This window comes from Sagittula sp. P11 (assembly GCF_002814095.1).
Classification (GTDB): Bacteria; Pseudomonadota; Alphaproteobacteria; order Rhodobacterales; family Rhodobacteraceae; genus Sagittula.
In genome coordinates, this window is record NZ_CP021913.1 from 901,682 (window position 1) to 924,238 (window position 22,557).

23 protein-coding genes are annotated in these 22,557 nt (G+C 65.6%); 16 read left to right on the plus strand and 7 right to left on the minus strand.

The features are described from left to right. Nucleotides 1-43 precede the first annotated feature (43 nt). Complete coding sequence (locus CDO87_RS04400) at nucleotides 44-796, minus strand: sulfite exporter TauE/SafE family protein (protein ID WP_100927644.1); 753 nt, start codon at nucleotides 794-796, stop codon at nucleotides 44-46. 159 nt (nucleotides 797-955) lie between these two features. On the opposite strand from CDO87_RS04400, the gene mdh reads away from it, so the two are divergent. Beyond that, on the plus strand, nucleotides 956-1,918 hold the full coding sequence (gene mdh / locus CDO87_RS04405; protein WP_100927645.1) for a malate dehydrogenase: 963 nt from the start codon (nucleotides 956-958) through the stop codon (nucleotides 1,916-1,918). 60 nt (nucleotides 1,919-1,978) lie between these two features. Here the strand turns inward: mdh and CDO87_RS04410 are convergent, their stop codons facing one another. Further along, nucleotides 1,979-2,890, minus strand: coding sequence for a hypothetical protein (locus CDO87_RS04410; RefSeq protein ID WP_100927646.1), 912 nt, complete (start codon nucleotides 2,888-2,890; stop codon nucleotides 1,979-1,981). Nucleotides 2,891-3,136: 246 nt separating this feature from the next. On the opposite strand from CDO87_RS04410, the gene sucC reads away from it, so the two are divergent. From sucC to lpdA, 14 genes are all read left to right on the plus strand, one after another. After that, nucleotides 3,137-4,330 (plus strand): ADP-forming succinate--CoA ligase subunit beta, encoded by a 1,194-nt coding sequence (sucC, locus tag CDO87_RS04415; protein ID WP_100927647.1) that lies wholly within the window; start codon nucleotides 3,137-3,139, stop codon nucleotides 4,328-4,330. Between the two features lie 191 nt (nucleotides 4,331-4,521). Next, nucleotides 4,522-4,884 (plus strand): hypothetical protein, encoded by a 363-nt coding sequence (locus CDO87_RS04420; protein WP_100927648.1) that lies wholly within the window; start codon nucleotides 4,522-4,524, stop codon nucleotides 4,882-4,884. A 157-nt stretch (nucleotides 4,885-5,041) separates the two neighbouring features. Beyond that, the gene (sucD, locus tag CDO87_RS04425; protein ID WP_100927649.1) at nucleotides 5,042-5,929 is read left to right on the plus strand and encodes a succinate--CoA ligase subunit alpha; all 888 of its coding nucleotides are present in this window, start codon (nucleotides 5,042-5,044) and stop codon (nucleotides 5,927-5,929) included. 356 nt (nucleotides 5,930-6,285) lie between these two features. Then, nucleotides 6,286-6,750, plus strand: a complete 465-nt coding sequence (locus CDO87_RS04430) for a hypothetical protein (protein ID WP_100927650.1) — start codon at nucleotides 6,286-6,288, stop codon at nucleotides 6,748-6,750. Continuing rightward, nucleotides 6,747-7,424, plus strand: coding sequence for a hypothetical protein (locus tag CDO87_RS04435; RefSeq protein WP_100927651.1), 678 nt, complete (start codon nucleotides 6,747-6,749; stop codon nucleotides 7,422-7,424). Before CDO87_RS04430 ends, CDO87_RS04435 begins: the two co-directional genes overlap by 4 nt. Nucleotides 7,425-7,530: 106 nt before the next feature. Then, nucleotides 7,531-10,497, plus strand: coding sequence for a 2-oxoglutarate dehydrogenase E1 component (locus tag CDO87_RS04440; protein WP_100927652.1), 2,967 nt, complete (start codon nucleotides 7,531-7,533; stop codon nucleotides 10,495-10,497). Nucleotides 10,498-10,543: 46 nt separating this feature from the next. After that, the gene (gene odhB, locus CDO87_RS04445) at nucleotides 10,544-12,076 is read left to right on the plus strand and encodes a 2-oxoglutarate dehydrogenase complex dihydrolipoyllysine-residue succinyltransferase (RefSeq protein WP_100927653.1); all 1,533 of its coding nucleotides are present in this window, start codon (nucleotides 10,544-10,546) and stop codon (nucleotides 12,074-12,076) included. Nucleotides 12,077-12,152: 76 nt separating this feature from the next. Continuing rightward, nucleotides 12,153-12,671, plus strand: coding sequence for a hypothetical protein (locus CDO87_RS04450; protein ID WP_100927654.1), 519 nt, complete (start codon nucleotides 12,153-12,155; stop codon nucleotides 12,669-12,671). After that, complete coding sequence (locus CDO87_RS04455; protein ID WP_100927655.1) at nucleotides 12,668-13,207, plus strand: hypothetical protein; 540 nt, start codon at nucleotides 12,668-12,670, stop codon at nucleotides 13,205-13,207. The genes CDO87_RS04450 and CDO87_RS04455 overlap by 4 nt, the downstream gene beginning before the upstream one ends. Next, nucleotides 13,204-13,437 carry a hypothetical protein gene (locus CDO87_RS04460; RefSeq protein WP_100927656.1) on the plus strand — a complete coding sequence of 78 codons (234 nt, stop codon included), beginning with the start codon at nucleotides 13,204-13,206 and terminating at the stop codon, nucleotides 13,435-13,437. Before CDO87_RS04455 ends, CDO87_RS04460 begins: the two co-directional genes overlap by 4 nt. A 1-nt stretch (nucleotide 13,438) precedes the next feature. Then, on the plus strand, nucleotides 13,439-14,413 hold the full coding sequence (locus CDO87_RS04465) for a glycosyltransferase family 2 protein (RefSeq protein WP_100927657.1): 975 nt from the start codon (nucleotides 13,439-13,441) through the stop codon (nucleotides 14,411-14,413). A 97-nt stretch (nucleotides 14,414-14,510) separates the two neighbouring features. Then, on the plus strand, nucleotides 14,511-14,900 hold the full coding sequence (locus tag CDO87_RS04470; protein ID WP_100927658.1) for an MAPEG family protein: 390 nt from the start codon (nucleotides 14,511-14,513) through the stop codon (nucleotides 14,898-14,900). Further along, nucleotides 14,897-15,286 carry an MAPEG family protein gene (locus CDO87_RS04475; RefSeq protein ID WP_100927659.1) on the plus strand — a complete coding sequence of 130 codons (390 nt, stop codon included), beginning with the start codon at nucleotides 14,897-14,899 and terminating at the stop codon, nucleotides 15,284-15,286. The genes CDO87_RS04470 and CDO87_RS04475 overlap by 4 nt, the downstream gene beginning before the upstream one ends. Nucleotides 15,287-15,392: 106 nt before the next feature. Further along, nucleotides 15,393-16,793, plus strand: coding sequence for a dihydrolipoyl dehydrogenase (lpdA, locus tag CDO87_RS04480; RefSeq protein WP_100927660.1), 1,401 nt, complete (start codon nucleotides 15,393-15,395; stop codon nucleotides 16,791-16,793). A gap of 229 nt (nucleotides 16,794-17,022) precedes the next feature. Here lpdA and CDO87_RS04485 read toward each other — a convergent pair whose 3' ends face one another. The 4 genes from CDO87_RS04485 to CDO87_RS04500 are packed head-to-tail and all read right to left on the minus strand — an operon-like array spanning nucleotide 17,023 to nucleotide 19,931. Continuing rightward, complete coding sequence (locus tag CDO87_RS04485; protein WP_100927661.1) at nucleotides 17,023-17,625, minus strand: pyridoxamine 5'-phosphate oxidase family protein; 603 nt, start codon at nucleotides 17,623-17,625, stop codon at nucleotides 17,023-17,025. 4 nt (nucleotides 17,626-17,629) lie between these two features. After that, on the minus strand, nucleotides 17,630-18,304 hold the full coding sequence (locus CDO87_RS04490; RefSeq protein WP_100930833.1) for a 1-acyl-sn-glycerol-3-phosphate acyltransferase: 675 nt from the start codon (nucleotides 18,302-18,304) through the stop codon (nucleotides 17,630-17,632). Between the two features lie 47 nt (nucleotides 18,305-18,351). Continuing rightward, nucleotides 18,352-19,224, minus strand: coding sequence for an FtsX-like permease family protein (locus CDO87_RS04495; RefSeq protein WP_198521877.1), 873 nt, complete (start codon nucleotides 19,222-19,224; stop codon nucleotides 18,352-18,354). A 29-nt stretch (nucleotides 19,225-19,253) separates the two neighbouring features. Beyond that, complete coding sequence (locus CDO87_RS04500) at nucleotides 19,254-19,931, minus strand: cell division ATP-binding protein FtsE (RefSeq protein WP_100927663.1); 678 nt, start codon at nucleotides 19,929-19,931, stop codon at nucleotides 19,254-19,256. Between the two features lie 162 nt (nucleotides 19,932-20,093). Here CDO87_RS04500 and CDO87_RS04505 point away from each other — a divergent pair, with 162 nt between their 5' ends. Next, nucleotides 20,094-21,131 carry a zinc-ribbon domain-containing protein gene (locus tag CDO87_RS04505; RefSeq protein WP_100927664.1) on the plus strand — a complete coding sequence of 346 codons (1,038 nt, stop codon included), beginning with the start codon at nucleotides 20,094-20,096 and terminating at the stop codon, nucleotides 21,129-21,131. A gap of 159 nt (nucleotides 21,132-21,290) precedes the next feature. On the opposite strand, the gene CDO87_RS04510 is transcribed toward CDO87_RS04505, so the two are convergent. Then, nucleotides 21,291-22,556 (minus strand): ABC transporter permease subunit, encoded by a 1,266-nt coding sequence (locus tag CDO87_RS04510; protein WP_100927665.1) that lies wholly within the window; start codon nucleotides 22,554-22,556, stop codon nucleotides 21,291-21,293. Between the last annotated feature and the right edge of the window lies 1 nt (nucleotide 22,557).

Consider the following 22,557-nt stretch of genomic DNA (forward strand, 5'->3'; position numbering starts at 1 on the left):
GAACCGGGCACGATCCTGAACAATCGTGCCCGTGTCGTGGACGTCAGGTGAGCGCGTCCCAGATCAGCTTTGCCCCCGTCAGCGTCAGCGCGACATAGGTGATCCCGAAGAACACGCGCTCTGGCAGCATATGATGGGCCCGTATGCCGAACCATGTACCGAGCACGGCAAAGGGGACGAGGATCAGGTCCAGCATCAGCGTCTCGTGCGTGAAGATGCCCATGAAGGCATAGAAGACCGACTTGAAGAGGTTCACGGCCCAGAAGACCAGCACGGTCGTGGCCTGGTATGACGTCTTCGACATCCCCTGCCCCAGCATGTAGACCGCAGCCGCCGGGCCCCCGGCATGGCTGACAAAACTGGTGAACCCCAAAACGACGCCCGAAGCGACGCCGGTCTTTGGACCGAAACGCATGCCCAGCCGGATCAGGCCCACCGCCCGGGCCGCCTGCCAGCCGACGAACAACAGCGCCACCATGCCGATCAGGAACCGGATGGCGTCCGGGTCGGCCCAAGCCCAGAACAGCGCCCCAAGGATCGTGCCCGGGATCGAGCCCACCAGCAGGATCTTCGAAACCTCCCAGTCCCACTTCTTCCAGTAGGCCCAGAGGCTGGTGGCATCCATCATCATCAGGAGCGGCAGCATAAGGCCCACTGCCACATGCGGCGGCAGCACCAGCGCCAGAATCGAGCTGCTCGCGAAAGCGACCCCGGAGCCGAAACCGCCCTTGGAAATGCCTGCGAAAATGACCGCGGGAAGGCAGAAAGCGATGACGGTCCAACTGACCAGTTCCACGCCACACTCCTCTAAAACGCCGCGCAAACCGGGCTTTATCCCAGCCATCCCCGGTTTGATAGCCCTAACGGCGCCTCGCTGCAGCGCCGCACTCTTGCGTTGCGCCAGCAAGCGGCGTAGGCAACTTGCCAAATTCAAGCAGGACCGGAGATCAAATCCATGGCCAGACCCAAGATCGCCCTGATCGGCGCGGGACAGATCGGTGGCACTCTTGCCCACCTCGCTGCAATGAAGGAACTGGGCGACGTCGTCCTCTTCGACATCGCCGAAGGCATCCCCGAGGGCAAATCCCTCGACATCGCCGAATCCGGGCCGTCCGAGGGTTTCGACGCGAAGCTGAAGGGCACGCAGGACTACGCCGACATCGCCGGCGCCGACGTCTGCATCGTGACCGCCGGTGTGCCGCGCAAGCCGGGCATGTCGCGCGACGACCTTCTGGGCATCAACCTGAAAGTCATGAAGTCCGTGGGCGAAGGCATCCGCGACAACGCACCGGACGCCTTCGTGATCTGCATCACCAACCCGCTCGACGCGATGGTCTGGGCGCTGCAGAAGTTCTCCGGTCTGCCGGCGAACAAGGTCTGCGGCATGGCGGGCGTGCTCGACTCCGCGCGCTTCCGCCACTTCCTGTCGCTGGAATTCGGGGTGTCCATGAAGGACGTCACCGCCTTCGTTCTGGGCGGCCACGGCGATACAATGGTACCGTCGGTTCGTTACTCGACCGTCGGTGGCATTCCGCTGCCCGACCTGATCGAGATGGGCTGGACCACGCAGGAGAAGATGGACGCCATCGTCCAGCGCACCCGTGACGGCGGCGCCGAGATCGTCGGCCTGCTGAAGACCGGCTCCGCGTACTATGCACCGGCGACCTCTGCCATCGAGATGGCCGAAGCCTACCTCAAGGACCAGAAGCGCGTCCTGCCCTGTGCCGCCTACTGCGACGGCGACCTGGGCGTGAAGGACATGTACGTGGGCGTGCCCACCGTGATCGGCGCCGGAGGTATCGAGAAGGTGGTGAACATCAAGCTCAACAAGGAAGAGCAGGAAATGTTCGACACCTCCGTGAAGGCCGTTCAGGGCCTCGTCGAGGCGTGCAAGGGCATCGACAGCTCGCTCGCCTGACAGTTCAGACGCAAGTCGTCATTCGATGCCGGTCCCTGCAGGGGGGCCGGCATTTTCGTTTCAGGGATCGACGTTTTTCACATGCGCGTAGCCGGCTCCGGTCCATCGCCAAAGGCCGAACGGCATGTCCACACCGCGCACTTGCTGCATCCACAGGTCCGGCCAGCCTTCCGTCGTGTTCGCGGTGTCCGCCCAGATCATCGTGCCGACCTGCTGCGCGATCTGCCAGGCCGCGCCGTCCTCGACGATGGCCAACGTGACGGCAGACCCGGACGGGCCGTAAAGCTCGGTGGACGGGCCGGTCTCGATGGCAAGGAGCGCGGTGCCCTCACTCACCGGCAAGCGTGTCACGGACAGAATGCCGTCCGGCCCGATGACCTCCAGCTGATCGGCGAGCAGGACGGCAGCCCGCGACAGGTCCTCCGAAGACGCCTCGCCACCGAACATCGGCACGAAGCGGTCGGAAGGCTGACCCGGCACGGGACGATCCTCCTCCGCCTTGTCTTGGCCGCTGTCCCGACAGAGGCTCTCCGCCTGTGCCAGCGCCCTCGACGAGCCTTTGAGCGGCAGCGGGAAGGACGCGATCCGTCCCCTGTCCAACCCGACGGTCGCCAGGACCCCGCGGCCGAGCGCCTCAACCAATACATCGTCACGGCTCGCAACAAACCCCGTCGAAGCGACCCCTCCGGAGATCGCCATGTCCAGGCTGTAGGTGCCACCGCCAATCGCAAGCGAAACGCCAAGGTCCCCGTCGTCCGGCATTTCGGGTAGGGTCATCGCCCATCCGAGGCCGTCCTCGTCGCACCTCAGGACCAGACAGGCCTGAGCACCGCCGATGGTCGTGCAGCCCTGCGCGCCCTGCCCCATGCCGTCCCGTTCGCCAAGCACGCTCCAGTCTGCGAGCGCCTCCGACGCGGGCAAGATGCCCAGGCCGATGGCAGCCACAACCGCATGACAAAACGACGAAGCCATAGCTCTGCCCACTCCCGATAAATCGCAGGCAGCCTAGGCTGCCCATGCCATCGGGACAAGATAGCGCTTGATTCCTTGACAAACGCTAACACCGCAGATGCTTGTGATCACACTTTTCGGGGCTGTGATCACAGATGTCGGAAAGTAACGCCTTTTTCACGTACATTGGCATTTTTTGTTTAACCCCACCCGCAATGCGTGCCTATACCCGAAGCAAATCGCAGCAAGCACGGGGATCACGGACCCATGAATATCCACGAATATCAGGCCAAGGCACTTCTGCGCAGCTACGGTGCTCCGGTATCGGACGGCCGCATCGTCCTGAGGGCCGAAGAGGCGAAGACCGCGGCAGGTGCACTGGATGGCCCGCTCTGGGTGGTCAAGGCGCAGATCCACGCCGGCGGCCGCGGCAAGGGCTCCTTCAAGGAGGCCGACGCGGGCGAAAAGGGCGGTGTGCGCCTCGCCAAGAGCGTGGAAGAAGCGGCGGAAGAAGCCAAGAAGATGCTGGGCAAGACGCTCGTCACCCACCAGACCGGCCCCGCCGGCAAGCAGGTGAACCGCATCTACATCGAGGACGGCTCCGACATCGAGCGCGAACTCTACCTCGCCCTGCTCGTGGATCGCCAGACCTCGCGTATCTCCTTCGTCTGCTCCACCGAGGGCGGGATGGACATCGAGGAAGTGGCCGCAAGCACCCCGGAAAAGATCCTGTCGTTCTCCGTCGATCCGGCCACCGGCTACCAGCCGTTCCACGGCCGCCGCATCGCGTTTGCGCTGGGTCTGGACAAGGCCGGTCAGAAGCATTGCGTGAAGCTGATGGGCATCCTCTACAAGGCCTTCGTCGAGAAGGACATGGAGATGCTGGAGATCAACCCGCTGATCGTCCTGAAGGACGGCACGCTGAAAGTGCTGGACGCCAAGCTGGGCTTCGACGGCAACGCCATGTACCGCCAGCCCGAAGTGGCCGAGCTGCGTGACGAGACCGAGGAAGATTCGAAGGAACTCCAGGCCTCCAAGTACGACCTGAACTACATCGCCCTCGACGGCGAGATCGGCTGCATGGTGAACGGCGCGGGCCTCGCCATGGCGACCATGGACATCATCAAGCTCTACGGTGCGGAGCCTGCCAACTTCCTCGACGTGGGCGGCGGCGCGACCAAGGAGAAGGTGACCGAGGCGTTCAAGATCATCACCTCCGATCCGAACGTGAAGGGCATCCTCGTCAACATCTTCGGCGGCATCATGCGCTGCGACATCATCGCCGAGGGCGTCATCGCCGCGGTGAAGGAAGTCGGCCTGCAGGTCCCGCTGGTCGTCCGTCTCGAAGGCACGAACGTAGAGAAGGGCAAGGAGATCATCGCGACCTCCGGCCTGAACGTGATCGCCGCCGACGACCTGAAGGACGGCGCCGAGAAAATCGTGAAGGCCGTCAAGGGCTGACCTGACCGCCGGCGCCCCGTCCAGGGGACGCCGGCCCTCTCCCCTCCTTGAACCGGGACGATACATGACCCTCCCCTTCCACATGTCCGCTGCAAGACGCCGCGACCGTTGCGGCGGTCCCGGTGCCGTTGCTTCCGCCGCGGAACTCGGAACGGGCTTGGCGGGTTGTCCCTTCAATGGAGGGAACTCGGATGAACAAGATCTTACGTCATGGCGACCTGCCCGGTCGCGCGGCGCTGAAGCGCATCACCACGCCTGCCGCGAAGAACACGGACCGCTGGACCCCGCTGCTGTTCGGCGGGGCTCTGATTGGGCTCGGGGCCGTGCTGCTGAAGGTCAAGCCGCGCATCGGCCATGTGCCCAACCCGACGCCGTTCAGGGACGGGAAGACTGCCAAGCGCCGGCATATCAACGCGCGCAAGGCACGCGACACGGTGAAGGCCTTCGCGCCCACCAATGTCACCGACCAGATCGGCCGTTCGCTGGTGCTGGGCGGGGCCGCGCTGCTTCTGACACGTCTGCTGGACGAAGCCTCCGGTCGCGAGCGGCGGTAGACTTCCGCGCGCCCGGGGCACCGGCCAGCGCAATCATCATCCCGAGACGGGACCCGCGGGCATCGGCCTGCGCGGTCCCGTTTGCATGTCCGGTCCGTGGCAAGGCTGCCCGGCCCCCCCAAACCCCGTAATTCACTCCACGAAGAAAGCGTACATCATGGCCGTTCTCATCGACGAAAACACCAAAGTCATCTGCCAGGGCTTCACCGGCTCGCAGGGCACCTTCCACTCGGAACAAGCCATCGCCTACGGCACGAAGATGGTCGGCGGCGTGACGCCCGGCAAAGGCGGTCAGACCCACCTCGACCTGCCGGTCTTCGACAGCGTGCACGAAGCGAAGGCAAAGACCGAGGCGAACGCATCGGTGATCTACGTGCCGCCGCCGTTCGCCGCGGACTCGATCCTTGAAGCGATCGACGCGGAGATGGAACTGATCGTCTGCATCACCGAGGGCATCCCGGTGCTGGACATGATGAAGGTCAAGCGCGCACTGGAGAACTCCAAGTCGAAGCTGATCGGCCCGAACTGCCCGGGCGTCATCACCCCCGACGCCTGCAAGATCGGCATCATGCCGGGCCATATCCACAAGCGCGGCAAGGTGGGCGTCGTGTCCCGCTCGGGCACGCTGACCTACGAGGCCGTGAAGCAGACCACCGACGTGGGCCTCGGCCAGTCGACCTGCGTCGGCATCGGCGGCGACCCGATCAAGGGCACGGAGCACATCGACGTGCTGGAGTGGTTCCTGGCGGACGACGAGACCGAGGCGATCATCATGATCGGTGAGATCGGCGGCTCTGCCGAAGAGGACGCGGCCGCGTTCCTCGCCTCCGAAAAGAAGAAGGGCCGCTGGAAGCCGACCGCCGGTTTCATCGCGGGCCGCACCGCTCCTCCGGGACGCCGCATGGGTCACGCCGGCGCTATCGTCGCCGGCGGCAAGGGCGGTGCCGACGACAAGATCGAAGCGATGAAGTCCGCGGGCATCATCGTCGCAGACAGCCCCGCCACTCTGGGCGAGGCCGTGCTCGAGGCGATCAAGAACGGCTGAGCGGATCGGGTGCCCCGGCAGGGACACCCGGCCAACGCCGTTCGGGGAGGATGAATGCGACCGTTTCCGCGCTCTTCACTTCCCGACCGTAAGACTGGCCGCGGGCGACGCCACAGATCGCCCGGGCTGCACCTCAAGAACGAGCCCCGAGGAAAGGCGGGAGCGATGGATCGAATGGCACATCAAGGAGCATGTTCCGGACGGACCGCACCGACAGCGTGCGGCCTTTGCGCATTCATGACATCGCCCCTCGCCCCGCTGCCGGGGCAGCCGGTTCCGCTTGTCCGCGCGCGCCGTCAACTGGCCGCCTCGCAGGACATCCTGTCATCAACCCATAGCCTTCGGGGAGCCGCGCGATGACCTCGCCCGACAAGCCGAAGAAAAGGACCGGACTGCGCATCATCGTGACGTTCGTCGGCGTGGTCGGTGCCTTCATGCTCTGGGACGAACTTATGCCACGCGGCCCCGTTTCCGAAGAGATGCAGGCCCGGCTGCGCTGTGTCGCGAAATCGGTCGCCCTGCATCAGGCGCTGTTTTCCCTCGACGAGGAAGGCACCCCGCCGGAACGCGACTTCCGGGAGGAGTTCGACATGGTGTTCAACGATTTGCAGCGCTTCCAGGGCGGGCTTGTCCGCCGAGACGATCCTGAACGCCACGCCTTCCGCCCGATCATGATCGAGGAGGAAGACGCGAAGGACGCCGCGCTGGCCGAAGATCCGCAAGGTTACGTGACCGGCAAATGGGCGGAGGTGCAGGCCTGCCATGACGGGCTCTTCGGGGACGACGCCACTGCCCGGCAAGGGCGGGAGGTGTTTGCATGACCCGCAGCTTCCTCTCCAAGGCGGTCCTGACCGCAGCCCTGTGCTGGGGCCCGGTTTCCCTGTCCGCGCAGGAAGATGACACCGCCGCGACACTGATCCAGTTCCAGAACGCGACCTGCGCTTCGCCGGTCGCCACGCCCCTGTCGCAGGTCGATTTCGGCGGCGACTGGCGGGAGGCACAGGATGAAGAGGCCGAGGCCCTCGTGGAGCTTCTGGCGGACTTTGCGACCCGGATCGACTTCCTCACCAACCAGCACGGCGATGCCGATCCCAAGGCCGTTCTGGCCGGTCACCGGCTGCGCTGGCAGCACGCCATCCTCGCCACCGATCCCGCGGCGCCGCAGGCCCGGATCATGCGGCACACCACCGTCGGCGCGCTCACCTCGGCGCTGTATGCCGAGCAGGCGGAGGGCGAGGCGATGCTGTCGTGCACGCTTGTCCTGCAGGGGCCGACCGAGGACCTGATCGACGGGCTTGCGCTGCGCTTCGAGGTGATGCCGGTCTACGAGAACGCCGTGACGCGCCACTGGCAGGCAACGGACACGGTGACCGCTCCGGACGGCGAGTCCCGCGACGCCCTGCGCAGCCTGACCCTGCGGCTCTCGCCCGCCGACCAGTCGGTCACGCACGCCGTGCTGACCTACCGGACGACCCTTACCAAGGGAGGGGAATGACGATGCGACAACCCTCTCTTTCAGTCACAATCCCGTCGGGGGCCTTGCCACCCTCGCTGAAACCCGGTCCCAACGAATACGGTCCCAACCCACAAGAGGTGCCCCAATGACCGACCAAAGCCCGAACGATCTTTTCCACGCTTCCAGCTTCATGCAGGGGCACAACGCGGAATATCTGGAGCAGATGTACGCCCGCTACGCCGCCGATCCGAGCGCGGTGGACGATGCCTGGGCGGCGTTCTTCAAACAGTTGGGTGACGACGAAACCTCGGTCCGGCGCGAAGCGGAAGGACCGTCCTGGGCGCGCGCCGACTGGCCGCCCGCCCCGGCGGACGACCTGACGGCGGCGCTGACCGGCGAATGGCCGATGCCCGCCGCTCCGGCAGAGGCGAAGGGCGCCGCAAAGAAGATCGCCGCGAAGGCAGATGAACAGGGCGTCTCCGTCTCCAACGAGGCGATCCAGCGCGCCGTTCTGGACTCGATCCGCGCGCTCATGCTGATCCGCGCCTACCGCATCCGCGGCCACCTGGCAGCCGACCTCGACCCGCTGGGCCTGCGCGACACCTCGAACCACCCGGAGCTCGATCCGAAGTCCTACGGCTTTACCGAAAGCGACATGGACCGCCCGATCTTCATCGACAACGTGCTGGGGCTGCAGATCGCCTCCCTGCGCGAAATCGTGTCGATCGTGAAGCGCACCTACTGCGGCACCTTCGCGCTGCAGTACATGCACATTTCCGACCCGGAGCAGTCTTCCTGGCTGAAGGAGCGGATCGAGGGTTACGGCAAGGAAATCCACTTCACCCGTGAAGGCCGCAAGGCGATCCTGAACAAGATGGTGGAGGCCGAGGGCTTCGAAAAGTTCCTGCACGTCAAGTACATGGGCACGAAGCGGTTCGGCCTCGACGGTGGTGAATCCCTGATCCCCGCGATGGAACAGATCATCAAGCGCGGCGGCAACCTCGGGCTGAAGGAAATCGTCATCGGCATGCCGCACCGCGGCCGTCTGTCGGTACTCGCGAACGTGATGAACAAGCCTTACAAGGCGATCTTCAACGAGTTCCAGGGCGGCAGCTTCAAGCCGGAGGACGTGGACGGTTCGGGCGACGTGAAATACCACCTCGGCGCCTCCTCCGACCGGGAGTTCGACGGCAACACCGTGCACCTGTCGCTGACCGCCAACCCTTCTCACCTCGAGGCGGTGAACCCGGTGGTTCTGGGCAAGGTCCGCGCCAAGCAGGACCAGTTCGGCGACGTGAACCGCACGCAGGTCATGCCGATCCTTCTGCACGGCGACGCGGCCTTTGCCGGCCAGGGCGTCGTTGCCGAATGTTTCGCGCTCTCGGGTCTGCGCGGCCACCGCACCGGCGGCACGATGCACATCATCGTCAACAACCAGATCGGCTTTACCACGGCACCGCACTTCTCGCGTTCGTCGCCGTACCCCACGGACAACGCGCTGGTGGTCGAGGCACCGATCTTCCACGTCAACGGCGATGACCCGGAGGCCGTGGTCCACGCCGCCAAGGTCGCGACCGAGTTCCGCCAGAAGTTCGGCAAGGACGTGGTCATCGACATGTTCTGCTACCGCCGGTTCGGTCACAACGAGGGCGACGAGCCCATGTTCACCAACCCGGTGATGTACAACAAGATCAAGAAGCAGAAGACCACACTGACGCTCTACACCGAGCGGCTGGTCAAGGACGGCCTGATCCCCGAGGGCGAGATCGAGGACATGAAGGCCGCCTTCCAGGCCAAGCTGAACGAGGAGTTCGAGGCCGGCAAGGTCTACAAGCCGAACAAGGCCGACTGGCTGGACGGCCGATGGTCCCACCTCGACAAGCAGAAAGAGGGCAAGTACCAACGCGGCAAGACGGCAATCAAGCAGGAGACCTTCAAGGAGATCGGCTCTGCGCTGACCACCGTTGCGGACGGCTTCCCGATCCACAAGACCGTGGGCCGACTGATCGAGGCACGGGCGCAGATGTTCGAGACCGGCAAGGGTTTCGACTGGGCGACGGCTGAGGCACTGGCCTTCGGCTCGCTCCAGCTTGAAGGGTATCCGGTGCGCCTCTCTGGTCAGGACTCCACCCGCGGAACGTTCAGCCAGCGCCATTCCGCCTTCGTCAACCAGGAGAACGAAGAACGGTACTACCCGCTGAACAACATCCGCGAAGGACAGGCCCGGTTCGAGGTGATCGACTCCGCGCTGTCCGAATACGCGGTGCTGGGCTTCGAATACGGCTACTCGATGGCCGAACCGAACGCCCTGACGCTGTGGGAAGCGCAGTTCGGCGACTTCGCCAACGGCGCGCAGATCATGTTCGACCAGTTCATCTCGAGCGGTGAATCGAAGTGGCTGCGGATGTCGGGTCTCGTCTGCCTGATGCCGCACGGCTTCGAAGGCCAGGGGCCGGAGCACTCCTCCGCCCGTCTGGAACGCTTCCTGCAGCTCTGCGGCCAGGACAACTGGATCGTGGCCAACTGCTCGACGCCAGCGAACTATTTCCACATCCTGCGCCGCCAGTTGCATCGGTCGTACCGCAAGCCGCTGATGCTGATGACGCCGAAGTCGCTTCTGCGCCACAGGCTCTGCGTCTCGGAGATGGAGATGTTCACCACCGGCTCGTCCTTCCACCGCGTCCTCTGGGACGATGCGGAAACCGGGCATTCTGAAACCAAGCTGGTTTCGGACGACAAGATCAAGCGCGTCGTCATGTGTTCGGGCAAGGTCTACTATGACCTGCTGGAAGAACGCGACGCGCGCGGTCTGGACGACGTCTACCTGCTGCGGGTCGAACAGTTCTATCCGTTCCCGGCGATCAGCCTCGTCAAGGAGCTGGAACGCTTCAAGCAGGCAGAGATGATCTGGTGCCAGGAAGAGCCCAAGAACCAGGGCGCCTGGTCCTTCATCGAGCCGAACATCGAATGGGTCCTCGGCCGCATCAAGGCAGAGCATCCGCGCCCGCGCTACGTGGGCCGCGCCACCTCGGCCTCGCCCGCAACGGGCCTGGCCTCCACCCACAAGGCACAGCAAGCCGCGCTTGTCGACGAAGCGCTGACGATCGAATGAACCCACGGCCGCGAGGCGCAAGGGTATTGAAAAAGGAAGTGAAGACATGACCGAAGTACGCGTCCCCACCCTTGGGGAATCGGTGACCGAGGCCACCGTGGCCACCTGGTTCAAGAAGCCGGGCGACAGCGTTGCCGTGGACGAGATGCTGTGCGAGCTGGAAACCGACAAGGTGACGGTGGAGGTGCCATCGCCCGCCGCCGGCACCCTCTCGGACATCGTGGCGAAGGAAGGCGACACCGTTGGCGTCGACGCGCTGCTTGCCAACATCGCGGAGTCCGGCAACGCCGGCCCCGAGGAGACCAAGCCGCGCGCGAAAGAGGCGGAGACCAGCAGCGGCAGCGCCTCCGGCGGCGGCGACAGCGTGGACGTGATGGTGCCGACGCTCGGCGAATCCGTGACCGAGGCGACCGTCTCCACCTGGTTCAAGAAGGTTGGCGACAGTGTCACGCAGGACGAGATGCTGTGCGAACTGGAAACCGACAAGGTGTCAGTCGAAGTACCCGCACCGGCCTCCGGCACGCTGACGGAAATCGTCGCCCAGGAAGGCGACACGGTCGAAGCCAACGCCAAGCTGGCGGTGATCGCTTCCGGCGAGGGTGTCTCCGCCGCGCCGAAGGCAGAGGCCGAGCCGAAGGACACGCAATACTCCACCCCGCCCGCCGGCAACGGCGGTCCGGGCAAGGACATCAAGGATGGCCCGGCAGCCGAAAAGGCCATGGCCGAGGCGAACGTCTCCCGCGATCAGGTGAAGGGCACCGGCAAGGACGGCCGCGCGACGAAGGCCGATGTGGCCGCCGCCGTGGCCGCTGCGAACGCCTCCCCGGCAGCCTCCACTCCGGCCTCTGCGCCGCGCGCCCCTGTCGCGGCCGAGGACGAGGCGCGCGAGGAGCGGGTGAAGATGACCCGCCTGCGTCAGACCATCGCCCGCCGCCTGAAGGACGCGCAGAACACCGCCGCGATCCTGACCACCTACAACGAGGTGGACATGACCGAGGTCATGGCGCTGCGGTCGGAGTACAAGGACCTGTTCGAGAAGAAGCACGGCGTCCGTCTGGGCTTCATGTCCTTCTTCACGAAGGCCTGCTGCCACGCGCTGAAGGAGGTTCCCGAGGTCAACGCCGAGATCGACGGCACCGACATCGTCTACAAGAACTTCGTGCACATGGGCATCGCGGCGGGCACGCCGCAGGGTCTGGTGGTTCCGGTCATCCGCGATGCCGACAGCATGTCGTTCGCGGAAATCGAGAAGGCGATCAACGAGAAGGGCAAGCGCGCCCGCGACGGCAAGCTGTCCATGGCAGAGATGCAGGGCGGCACGTTCACCATCTCGAACGGCGGCGTCTACGGCTCGCTCATGTCCTCGCCGATCCTGAACCCCCCGCAGTCCGGCATCCTCGGCATGCACAAGATCCAGGACCGCCCGATGGTCATCAACGGCGAGATCAAGATCCGCCCGATGATGTACCTTGCCCTGTCCTACGATCACCGCATCGTCGACGGCAAAGGCGCGGTGACCTTCCTCGTCCGCGTGAAAGAAGCGCTGGAAGACCCGCGCCGTCTGCTGATGGACCTGTGATGGTGGGTTGAAAACCCACCCTGCGGCGGGCGCACACGGGTGCGCCTGCCAACACTGAACGGTGCGAGACGGGTCCATGGCAACGCCGGGAACAGCCGAAGACATGCACGCCGACATTGCGCGTCTTGCGCATGGTGTCGATGTCTACCGCGCGTGGCGGATCGCCCTGCATCGGCTGGCTTTCGGAACTGACCCGGCCATGACCACCATTGTCGAACCCGGCCATGTCTTTACCGACGTTCTGGGGGATGCGCCGGACAGGTCGAGGTTACGCTTCGTCCTCGACGAACTGCGGATGTGGTATGACGTGACCGGCAACGAGCTTTCGGACATCATGCGCGGGAGCGCCGAGGGTGCCGCGGAGGTGCGGGCCTTTCTCGACCAATTTCGCGCCGAGGCGTGCTTTGGGTTTTTCGAGGCGGGCGGCATGGTCCAACGCACGGCAGAAAAGGTGCTGACGCGCGGACGGGTCGCCACACGCGACGAATGGTACAAGCTGGCCGACTTGGCGAACCTGACGGACCAGAAGATCCTGACGGCGGAGGAGACGGCCCGGTTGCAGGGCTTGTTGGCCGACTACGAGGCGGCGCAATGACGTCAGCTTTCACCGATGCCATCCGCCGCCGCCGCGCGTTTTCCCTGCCGGGGTACAGAACCCTTGCGGAGGAGGGTTTCGACGGCGACTACGTGTCGCCGATCCAGATGACCAGCGGCAACCTCACCGGCCCCATGCTGATCTCCAAGGACTGGCTGGATGCGCCCTCCGCCCGGGCGCATCGGGCGCTGTTGCAAGAGGGCGGCTACCTGCCCGGCAACCCCTACAACCGCGTCATAGACAGGGTTCTGGCCCTCGTGGGCCTTGCGCGCGCTGACATCTACATCACGCCCGTCTTCGCCCTGCTGACTGCAAAGCGGTCTTCGGTCATCCCGGCGAAGGACAGGCGCGCGTCGTTCGAGGCGGTGGGCCAGTACGAACTTCTGGGTCGCCGGCCCATCGCGCTCGGGACGGACGCGGCCTCCGTCCTACGTTGGTTCGGTATCGACCATATCGAAACCATACATCCCTCGGCACGCGGCCTCACCTTCGACGACCGCGCCCGGCGGATCGCCAAGGCACTGGAGGCCGCATGACACACCAACTTCTTCTCAGGTTCGACAGCTTCGATCCGTCCGCCTTCGACGCGGACGCGGAGGCGCGCGGACAGGCGGGCCTGACGCTGCTGCAGATGTGGCGCGAGGGCACGGGCGCGCATTGGGCGCTGTTCTCCGTCAACGACACCGACAAGGCAAAATCGTGGCTCTCGAAAGAGACCGGACTCGGCCATCCGCCCTCCGCCTCGCACATGCTGGAGACCGTTTGACGTGACGACCCCGGCCCGCATCGCGCTTGTGTCCTGCATGAGGAACGAAGGCATCTTCGTTCCGGAATGGCTGGCGTACCATGCGGGCCTCGGTTTCGACCGGATCGTGGTAGCGACCAACGACTGCACCGACGGCACCGATGCGCTGCTGTCGCACCTGGCCGCGCGGGGCATCGTGGACCACATCGACCACGATCCGGCGGGCCGCCCGCCGCAGGACGCCGCGATGGATCAGGTTCTCGCCTGGGCGCGGGAGGAGGGCATCACCCACATCCTGCACATCGACGCGGACGAGTTCCTGCACCTCGCCGACGGAGATCTTGCCGACCTGATGGCACGCACCGAAGGCGCGGACGTAGTACCCCTGCCATGGCGCACCTTCGGCGACAGCGGCGTGACGGAATGGATACCGGGCGACCTCGTGCTGGAGCGGAACACCCGGGCAGAGGCCGCGCCCGAACCGGGTGTCACCAAGTTCAAGTGCCTGTTCCGCGTGGCCAGCTTTGCCCGCGCCACCGACCACAACCCACTGGACCCGCAGGTGGCCGACCCGGTGGTGATGACGCCGGACGGCGCGCCGCTGTCCAGTGCCTCGCTCTACCAGAAGAAGTCGGCCCGCTTCCGTCCGCATGAGGTTGCGGCGCGCGCGGCCTCTGCCCAAGTGTATCACTACGCGGTGCGCTCAGAGGATGTGTTCCTGCTGAAGAACGACCGCGGCGACGGGCAAGGCAAGCGGGGCGACACGAAATACCACCTGAATTCGCATTGGCACAGGCAGGCCAACCGCAACGACGCCGACGCGCCGGAGATGCTGCAACATCTGCCCGGCGTCCGGGCACGGCTGGCGGAGTGGCGCCGGGATGCCGCCTTCGCCCGGCTGGAAAAGACCTGCGCCGACGCCTTCACCGCACAGCGGGCCGCGGTCCTGACGGCAGACAACCGCGCCGCCTGGACGAAGGAGATGCGCCCGGCATGACCCTTTCCGGCACCACAATCCCTGTCGCGGCGCCCGCTTCCTGCGGCCCCGTGACGAGCCTCGCAAAGCCCACAGGCAAAGCGAAAGGAAACACGACATGACCCCCGAACTCGCAGCTCTCGCGGCGACCGTGCTGGTGCATCTGGCCGCCGTCATGTGGTCGCAGAAATCCTTCGAAGAGGATGTCGGCCGGGAGGGCAACCTCTCTCCGCGCGACGGGTCCATGGACCTCTCCGTCCGGACGGAGCGGCTGAAGCGCGCCCTTGGCAACCACACGGAAAACATCGGCCCCTTCGTGATCGCGGTGGTGCTCGTGCAGTTCACCGGCTCGAACAGCTGGGTCACGGCGCTTTTCGCGTGGATCTTCGTCGCCGCGCGCGCGCTTTACCTTCCGGCCTATGCGCTCGGCTGGGTGCCGTGGCGGTCCTACCTCTTCATGGCGGGATTGCTGTCTACGCTGGTCCTGATCGTGGCGGCCTTCGTATGACCCCGGAACTCACCATACTGACGCTCGCCGCGCTCCTTCAGGCCGTGCAGTTCGCGATCTTCTCCGTGGCGGCGCAGATGCAGGTCGGCACGCGTTACGCCGCCTCGCCGCGGGATGTGCCGCGTCAGCTGACCGGACTGGCGGGCCGCGCGCAGCGCGCCCTCAACAACCACTTCGAAGGGCTGATCCTCTTCTCCATCGCCGTCATGGTGGTTACCTACTCCGACATCGGCGACGCCTTCACGGCGGCTGCGGCGCTCGTGTACCTCGCGGCACGCATCCTGTACGTGCCCGCGTACCTGTTTGGCTGGACGCCCTGGCGCTCTCTAATCTGGTTCGCGGGGTTTCTTGCCACCGTTTTCATGCTGATCTGGTGCCTCCTGTGACCGATCGGCCCCGCACACCCGGCCCGGTTTCGGGCTGAACAACTCCCGGGGGGCTCCGCCGGAGCGGGGGCATCGCCTCCTCCCCCTCAGACAGAAGGAAAACGACATGTCCCAATACGACGTCATCGTCATCGGCGCCGGTCCCGGCGGCTACGTTGCCGCGATCCGCTGCGCACAGCTTGGCCTCAAGACCGCCTGCGTGGAAGGCCGCGAGACTCTGGGCGGCACCTGCCTGAACGTGGGCTGCATCCCGTCGAAGGCCCTGCTGCATGCCTCGCACCAGTTGCACGAGGCAGAGCACAACTTTGCCAAGATGGGCCTGAAGGGCAAATCGCCGTCCGTCGACTGGAAGCAGATGCTGGCCTACAAGGACGACGTCATCGGCCAGAACACCAAGGGCATCGAGTTCCTGTTCAAGAAGAACAAGATCGACTGGCTGAAGGGCTGGGCCTCCATCCCCGAAAAGGGCAAGGTGAAGGTCGGCGACGAGACCTATGATGCCAAGAACATCATCATCGCGTCGGGCTCCGAAGTGGCGAGCGTTCCGGGTGCGGACGTGACCGTGGACAACGAGGGCGGTGTGGTCGTGGATTCGACTGGCGCGCTGGCCCTGCCGAAGGTGCCGAAGAAGATGGTCGTCATCGGCGCGGGCGTGATCGGGCTCGAGATGGGCTCCGTCTACAAGCGTCTGGGTGCAGAGGTGCAGGTCATCGAGTTCCTCGACCACATCACCCCGGGCATGGATGCCGAGGTCCAGAAACAGTTCCAGAAGATCCTCTCCAAGCAGGGGCTTGAGTTCACCATGGGCGCAGCGGTGTCGAAGGTGGAGGCCACGAAGTCGAAGGCCAAGGTCACCTACAAGCTGCGCAAGGACGACAGCGAACATTCCGTCGATGCCGACGTGGTGCTGGTCGCGACTGGCCGGAAACCCTTCACCGAAGGGCTGGGGCTGGACGCGCTGGGGATCGAGATGACCAAGCGAGGCCAGATCGCCGTCAACGACCACTGGAAGACGTCGGTGGACGGCATCTATGCCATCGGTGACGTGATCGAGGGCCCGATGCTCGCCCACAAGGCCGAGGACGAAGGCATGGCCTGCGCCGAAGTGATTGCAGGCAAGCATGGCCACGTGAACTACGGCGTGATCCCCTCGGTGATCTACACCGCACCGGAGGTCGCCATGGTCGGCGCGACGGAGGCGCAACTGAAAGAGGCGGGCAAGGCCTACAAGGTCGGCAAGTTCTCCTTCATGGGCAACGGCCGCGCGAAGGCCGTGTTCCAGGGCGAGGGCTTTGTGAAGATGCTGGTCGACAAGGAAACCGACCGCATCCTCGGCTGCCACATCATCGGCCCCGCGGCGGGCGACCTGATCCACGAGATCTGTGTCGGCATGGAATTCGGCGCCTCCGCCGAGGACATCGCCCTGACGTGCCACGCGCACCCGACCTTCTCCGAAGCGGTGCGCGAGGCGGCCTTGGCCTGCGGCGACGGCCCGATCCACGCCTGACTGATACCCGCGCCGCCGTCCTCGGCGGGGCACGGTGACAGAACAAGAAAGGGCGCGGTCCGAACCGCGCCCTTTTTGATATTCCGGGCCGAAGACCTGCGTCGAGCGCGGATCAGTCCGGACAATCGGTACGGGACCAGTGTCCGGCTTCGTAGCGGTCGGGCGACGATCAGCACACTGCCGGGCCTGGTCGGGGCTGGCCGCCTGTCCCAACCAACCCTGCGCGGAATTACCAAAGACGGGTCTTGGCGTATTCCGGGTAGTTGCGGTCGTATTCCGCGCCGCCCTGCGCGCCCTGCGACATGTCGGCCAGGATCTCGCCCACACTCGGCAGGTCGAGCGTTGCGTCACGCGGCCAGAGGCCCGACCGCATCAGCGCCTTTGCACATTGCGTGTAGACCTCAGATATCTCGATCACGATCACCGTTGCGGGCAGCCGCTCCCCCTTGGCAAAGCTTTGCCGCAGGTCCGGGTCGTCGGTCAGGAACGCCCGTCCGTTGACGCGCACGGTCGTGTGGGTGCCCGGGATCATGAAGAGCAGCGCGCAGCGCCCGTCCGATACAATGTCGCGCAGGCAGTCGAGCCGGTTGTTGCCACGCCAGTCCGGCAACAGCAGGCGGTCAGGCCCGTCCACCCGGATCACCGGGCCATCGTCGCCGCGTGGCGAGCCGTGGACACCCTCAGGCCCGACGGTGGAGAGGATGCAGAACCGCGCTGCCTCCACCCAGCAACAGTAAAGCGGCGTCAGCACCGGCGAGACCTTGACCAGGGCAGCGGGGACCGCTTCGGGATAAAGCGCCTCGAGATCCGGGATGCTCGCTATGCGGTTCATGGTCTTACTCCTCGGGTTCGAAACCGGCCTCTCGCATCAGGGCATTCGAGGCCGCTTCGATCTCCGTCTCGAGCCTGATCAGAAGGGTTTCGCGGCCGAGGCCCGGTTCGATGGCCGGCAGGAATTCTACGACCGCGAGGCCGGGCTTGCGCAGGATCCCCTTGCGCGGCCAGAACAGACCCACGTTGGTCGCCGCTGGGACGCAGGGCTGGCCGGTCTGTTCGTAAAGCAGCGCCGCGCCGACCTTGTAACCCTGCTTCACGCCGGGGGCGACGCGGGTACCCTGCGGATAGATGATGAGCTGGCCGGGTTCCGCGGCCCCCTTCTTCACGTCCGACAGCATCCGCGCAATGGCAGCGCCCCGCTTGCCCCGCGCCACCGGCACACAGCCGATGCGGCGGGCGTATTGCCCGATGACCGGCGTATAGAGCAGCTCGTGCTTCATGATGAACTTGCCCGCCGGTACGGCGCCGAAGATCAGGATGATGTCGAGGAAGGACTGGTGCTTGGCCGCGATCAGGACCTCGCCCTGCGGCACCGGACCACGGACTTCGGTCCTGAGGCCGACCATCCAGCGCGCGGTGAAGCGGGTCCAGACGCAGAAGGACTTGCAGGCCATCCGCGCGCCGCGGCTGGAGAACAGCGCCCACGGCAGGAAGACGATGCCGAGGACCAGCATCGCAAAGTACAATTGGAAGACGAAGATCGCCGAACGCACCCACTGGATCACGCCAGTTCCCCCAGTACGCGGCGCGCCGCCAGATCGGTCGCGATATAGGCTACGGCGGCGGCCAGCGGCGGCACGAAAAGCGGCCAGAGCCATTGGAACCCCTCGAAGCGGAGACTGGTCAGCAACCCCTCCACGTCCCCGGCGGCAGGCATCAGCACAAGCGCCAGCATCCCCAGCACCGTCCCTGCCGCGGCGCCGGTCAGCGTGCGCAGGGTGAACCGCCGGACGAAAGCCTGAGCGATGTAGTGGTCGGTGGCACCGACCAGCCGCAGGACGGCGATGACCTGTGCGTTGGCGGCCAGCGCCGCATGGGCCGCCAGAGTCACCATGGCGCCGGTCGCCGCGCCAATCAGCAGGATCGAGGTCCAGCCCAGCAGCCGCAGCCGCGAGGCCGCCGCCACCAGCGGCTTGCGCCAGCGGCTGTGTTCGTCCAGCACCGCGCCGGGTGCCTCGGCCTGCAGCCTCAGGCGCAGCCCGTCGGAATCGTAGCCGTCACCGGTCTCCAGGACCTCGACAAGCTGCGGCACAGGAAGCTGTTCCACGGGGAGCGCGGGGCCGAACCACGGTTCAAGCAATGCGCGCTGTTCGTCCGCCGTCAAAGCGCGGGCAGAAGCGACGCCCGGCGTCTGTTCCAGCACCGTCAGCACCGCCGCCACCTGTTCGGCCATCTGCCCTTCAGGGGCGGAGATGCGCACCGTCGAAGCGCGCGCCAGTTCGTCCCCCCAGCTTGTCGCAAGCCGTCCGGCGGCCAGCGACAAGGCCAGCGCAAAGATCGTCAGGAAGGCCATGGCGACGGAGGTCAGCAGAGTCAGGCGCACGGTGAAGCCCGAAGGCGGCACGACGCGATCTGCCCCGCGATCGCCCTTCATCAGGCCGCGGATGCTGGCGAGCCGCGCGATCACAGGTCCGCCCCCGCGGTCTGCAAGGACCGGTTCTGGATGCGCAGGACGCGGGCCTGCACATGCGCCTTCGCGGCACGGATCAGCGCGAGGTCGTGGGTGGCGATCATCACCGTCTTACCCATCTTGTTCAGCTCGATCAGCAGGCGCAGCAGCCTTTGCGACATTTCCCAGTCGACGTTGCCGGTGGGTTCGTCCGCAAGGATCACGTCCGGGCTGAGGATCAGCGCACGCGCCAGGGCCGCGCGCTGTCGCTCCCCGCCCGACAGTTCCGGCGGGAGGGCGTCGAACTTGCCGGTCAGGCCCACCCAGCTCATGAGCTCATGGAGGTTGTCCGCCTGGCTCGGATCCGCCTGGCCCGAAACGGTCAGCGGCAGGGCGACGTTTTCCGCCACCGGCAGGTGGTCGAGGAACTGGCAGTCCTGGTGGACCACGCCGATGCGGCGGCGCATGTAGGCGATGGCGTTGCGGTCCAGCTGGGTCACGTCTTCGCCGAAGATATGGATCGTGCCCGCCGTCGGCTTCAGCGCGCCGTAACACAGTTTCAGGAAGGTCGTCTTGCCAGCGCCGGACGGGCCGGTGAGGAAGTGGAAGGTCCCCGGCGCCAGCTTCAGCGAAATGTCGGTAAGCAGTGCCTCCCCGCTATAGGAATAGGCCGCGTTTTCCAGCTCGATCACGGGTCGTCTGCCCTCACCCTCTTGTTGCCCCTGTTGTGCCAGTGCACGCCCGCTTGTGCAACGCGGCTCATTGGCCAGAAATGGACTTTTCCCCTTGTGTCATCGCACCTATGGTTAATGCAACGCCCGCGAAGGGGCGATGAGAGACAGGAACGGAGCAGCATGCGGCTGATTTGCCCGAATTGCGGAGCGCAATACGATGTCCCTGCAGAGGTCATCCCTGAAAGCGGTCGCGATGTTCAGTGTTCCAACTGCGGTCACACCTGGTTCCAGCGTCATCCCGACATGGACGCCGATCTGGCCGAGGATCTGAACCAGCCGGTGCCCGACGCCGAATGGACGCCGGAGGACGAACCGGCAGAGGTGGCGTCCTCCATCCCACCGGCAGAACGCCCCGACCTCTCGCGGAGAGCCGCCGAGCCTCACGCCCATGACGACTTCGAAGAGGATGACGCCGAGGCGGAGCCCGAACCGGTCCTACCCGCCGAGGAGGCAAAACCGCGCGGTCTGGACCCGGAAGTGGCGGAGATCTTCCGCGAGGAACGGGATTACGAGTCGCGCAGGCGCGCGGCGGAGTCGCTGGAGACGCAGCCGGACCTCGGCCTTGAGGAACCGGACGAGGACGAGCGCGCGCGCCGGTCGCGGCAGGCGCGTGAACGCATGGCCCGCATTCGCGGTGACGAAGGCGCGGCCCCGAAAACCGCCAGGCGCCCTGCCCCGCCCGTTGTTCCCGAAAGCGCACCGTACGACCGGGACGAAGGCCGCGCCACGGCAGAGGCGGCCGCGGCAGCGGCTGCCAGTTCGCGGCGCGATCTGCTGCCGAACGTGGACGAAATCAACCAGACGCTGCGCTCTACCTCGGAACCGCGCGTCATCGACTCCGCCGAACGTCGTTCCTCTGCGGTCGAGCAGAAGTCGGGCGGTTTCGGAAAGGGTTTCCTGCTGGTGATCGTTCTGGCAGCGCTTGCCATCGGCACCTACGCCAACGCCACCAAGATCTCCATGTCGGTGCCGCAGGTCGCGCCCGCGCTGGAGGCCTACGTGACGGCGGTGGACAAGGGCCGCGTGTGGCTCGACGCGCAGGTGATGCGCCTCATGACGACGCTGGACGGCATGAGCTCGGAGGCAGACACGCCGGCGACGGAGGCACCAGCAGAGCCGGAAGCCGACACCGCCACGGACGCGCCAGAAAGCAACTGATCTTCGGATTGCGGGATGGCTGACGCCCCAGAGCAAATCGTGCGCATCCGAAACAGCCTGCGCGCACGGACTGTTGAAAATCGCTTCATGCAACAAGAAAGGACCGTCGGTCGAACCGACAGCCCTTTGACGCGCTGAACCTGTCTTGCGAACGGATGCTCAGACCCGGCCCTTCCAGGGGACCAGCACCCTCTCGGCCCATCGCATCAGGATGTCGATGCCGAAGCCGATGATGCCGATCAGGATGATCCCCATGAGCACGATGTCGGTCAGCTGGAACTTCGAGGCGACCATGATCATCATCCCGGCGCCCTTCTCGGCCGCGACAAGCTCCGCCGCGACGACGGTGCCCCAGCAGACCCCCATCGCCACCCGCGCGCCGGTGAAGATCTCGGGCAAGGAGTTCGGGACGATGACGTGCCGCATGATCTGCCACTTGGACGCGCCCAGCGAATAGGCCGCATGCACCTTGGAGATCGCCACGCCGGACACCCCCGCCCGCGCGGCGATGGCCATGATCCAGAGCGCCGCCAGGAACAAGAGAATGATCTTTCCCACCTCGCCGATGCCCGCCCAGATGATGACCAGCGGGATCAGGGCCAGCGGCGGCACGGGGCGCATGAACTCCACGATCGGGTCGAACCAGCCGCGGAACCAGTCCGACAGGCCCATGGCGTAGCCCAAGGGGATGCCGACCAGCGCCCCGAAGAGGAAGCCGAGGATCACGCGGAAGAGCGAGTAGCCCAAGTGCTCCCACAGGGTCGAGTCGCGGTACCCGTCGGAGGCGATCTCACCCAGGCGGGCCACGACGGCCTCTGGCGGCGGAAGCCAGATCGGCTCCATCTGCAAGCCCTTCGCCGGTTCGAAGTTCAGCGTGCCCTTGGGCGACATGCCGACCCTGCCGAATTCCGTCATGACGGAGCCGCCCGGCTCGATGGGTTCGCCGTTTACCGCGATCACGGTGTGGCCTGCGTCGCGGTCCAACTCGTCGTTGCGGTCGACGCGGATCAGGCCGGAGCGCCAGGCCCCCACGATGTCGCTGTCGTTCTTCGCCCAACCTTCGCCGGGGTCGACCTCCGGCGCTTCGGCTTCGGTGCCGACCTCGAACACCCGGACGGTCACGGTGGCGTCGTCGGGTTCGACCCCTTCTGCCGTCGCTGTGTAGGTGAACGTGGCGTCGCCGATGAACGGCCCCGGAGCGTGCATGAAACCCGGCACCAGCTTCGACCCGGTGAAGGCTGCCCAAAGAAGGAAGATCACGAGGATCGAGATCACGCTGGCGATGCGGTTCGGGACCACGGCGCTTTCGTCCCCGAAGGTCACCGTCTTGAGCGAGGTGTAGTCGGTCGTCGTCTTGCGCACGATGAACTTCACCAGCACGAAGGACACGACGAAGACGATTGCGTAGATCAGGAAGACGATCATG